The sequence below is a fragment of the Paenarthrobacter sp. CM16 genome (genome assembly GCF_013179505.1).
Lineage (GTDB): Bacteria > Actinomycetota > Actinomycetes > Actinomycetales > Micrococcaceae > Arthrobacter.
The window spans coordinates 1-2,238 of the sequence record NZ_JABMCX010000474.1; the positions used below are offsets into that span (position 1 = coordinate 1).

Consider the following 2,238-nt stretch of genomic DNA (forward strand, 5'->3'; position numbering starts at 1 on the left):
TATCAACGCTGATGCGCCCGATCGTAAGCAGTTCGTGGGTCACGATGATCGTTGACCTTTCTCTTGTGAACTCTGAACCTTTGAGCGCTGGGCCCCAATGCCTGCCACCCCTGAGTGAGCGGGGCCACATCACTACTGTGCACCAGAATTTATGTCCTGTCAAAGGTTTGTAATGACATATTTACAACGAGACCTAAGTCGGCTGCAAGCCGCGCAGCGCACTCCTCAGGCCGGCACAGCGGCACTCCCGAATCGTCGGAAGCGGCTAACTTCCAGGAACCGCCAGCTCGCCAGTGACGTACTGCGCGCGACCAAAGCCAAAGGACCAATCACTGGCAGTATTTTCGACATAGCCAAGGAAGATATCCTCACCGGCAACACCAACCTCGCCCAGTCGGGCGGCAATGGCAGCGAAGAGGGACTTTTTGGCGTCGCCACTGCGCCCCTTTTGGGTGAATATCTGGATCATGACCACGTTGGATGAGCGCTCAAAACCCAGCCCCGCATCCAGGGCGTAGATCCGGCCAGGAGCGTGCTCGTTGACAATATGGAAGTAGTCGCGCTCCGGGATGCGGTACTCCTCAAGGATGGCGCGGTGGATGCTGCGGCTGATCGCATCGAGTTCTTCCGAACTTTTGCCAGCATTGACGTCAATTCGAACCAGTGGCATTTTCACCCCTAAATAGTTTGTCCTTACATACTAACAAACTTTGAGTCGGGGGCAACCAGGTGGCGGAACTCCGAGTCAGGTCACCGTGGTGGCATCGCCCGTGGGCCGCTCACTCATGGCTTCATCAATCTCTTTGAGGTAGGCCAGTACATCAGCGCAACGGGGGCATTCAGTGAGATGGTGGGCAACGCGCAGCCTTGCTGCCTTGCGCACCGCATTCCGCACGTACTTCCCGAAGTGGCGGGAGAAATCGATGCAGGGGTCATTCGGCGCCTGCGAGACATGCTCCTGGAGATATGCCTGACGCAGGCCCTCCCTGGCCCTGATGAGCAGGGACGAAACCCCGTTGGGGCTCAACTCCATGACACGTCCCGTGGCTGCCGGCTTAAGTCCCTCAACTTCGATACACCACAGCACGGCCTGCCACCGCACCGGGAGTGAACGGAAGGCACGCATCAGAATTGTTGCCTCAAAAGCCTTGATGGTGGAGTTTTCGTCCAGTACCAGGACATCCATCACACTGCCGTAACCCAAGGTGGCAGTGCGCCTGCTGCGGATATTTCGGCGATGGGCCATACGCCTGACCGTAGTAGTCAGATATGCCTGGAAAGACTCCCTTGGGCCCTTGCCGGCCAGCAATGCTTCCAAGACCGAGGCAAAGGCCTCCGCCACCACGTCCTCGGCGTCACTGGAGTTGTCGGTTTCTGCTCGCGCTACGTAGCCGGCCACCGCAAGGTGACTTCTGTACAGCTCACTGAAAGCCGCAAGGTCCCCCTGACGAACCAGGTCAACCAACCGAAAATCGTCCGGGTCTCCATGGTGGCGTGGTTTCGCTGTCGCCCGGCTTGCCCGCCCGGTCCGCCCGGCGGGTGCCCCAACCCCCGAAGCAGGGGGTTGAACTGCCGGCGTTGCGGATTGTTGCGACATTTCTGCCTTTCGGAATGGGGTGTTGAGCGCACCCAAATTAGGCAGGCAGTGATTGAATACGGACAGAATGCACGTTTCTAGCAAGAATTAGGGAGTCAATGCAGGATTATGAACTTGACGAGCGCGATCTTCGCTTGTTGCACGCACTGCAGATCCGTCCGCGTGCCCCTTGGGCGGCGCTGGCTCCTATCGTCGGCGCCGATGCGGTCACACTTTCGCGACGGTGGGCTGCACTGAAGGAAGCTGGACTGGCGTGGGTCACGTCCTACCCTGGAAACGGGACCAAATACTCCGGCGCCATAGTCGAGATCGACTGCGCGCCGGCCAGTATCCTTCGGGCCACCGAAGAACTCGCCAGCGACCCACAAGTTATGACCATCCACCAAACCGCCGGGGGAAGGGACCTGCTCCTTACCTTGCTGTGCTCTTCAGAGGCCGAGTTGAGCTACTTCCTGCTGGAACGGCTTTGCACCGTTGAGGGCATCCGCAGTACCCGCACGCACAGGGCCATCAAGCTTCTGTCGGACGCAAAGCAGTGGCGGCTTCGGTCACTCCACAGCGCGGAATCACGGCTGTTGGAACGTAACCTGCCCGAGCCAACATCGACGAGCCGGAGAATAACTGCTGAGCATGAGAAGGGC

3 protein-coding genes are annotated in these 2,238 nt (G+C 58.9%); 1 reads left to right on the forward strand and 2 read right to left on the reverse strand.

Annotated features, from left to right (window positions below; all coding sequences use genetic code 11):
• Positions 1 to 265: 265 nt before the first annotated feature.
• Positions 266 to 670 carry a tautomerase family protein gene (locus HP499_RS23585; RefSeq protein WP_172326470.1) on the reverse strand — a complete coding sequence of 135 codons (405 nt, stop codon included), beginning with the start codon at positions 668 to 670 and terminating at the stop codon, positions 266 to 268.
• A gap of 75 nt (positions 671 to 745) precedes the next feature.
• Positions 746 to 1,465: an RNA polymerase sigma factor gene (locus tag HP499_RS23590; RefSeq protein ID WP_172326471.1), complete on the reverse strand. Its 720-nt coding sequence runs from the start codon at positions 1,463 to 1,465 to the stop codon at positions 746 to 748.
• A gap of 230 nt (positions 1,466 to 1,695) precedes the next feature.
• Here HP499_RS23590 and HP499_RS23595 point away from each other — a divergent pair.
• A partial coding sequence (locus HP499_RS23595) for an Lrp/AsnC family transcriptional regulator (RefSeq protein ID WP_172326472.1) occupies positions 1,696 to 2,238 on the forward strand: 543 nt, incomplete at its 3' end.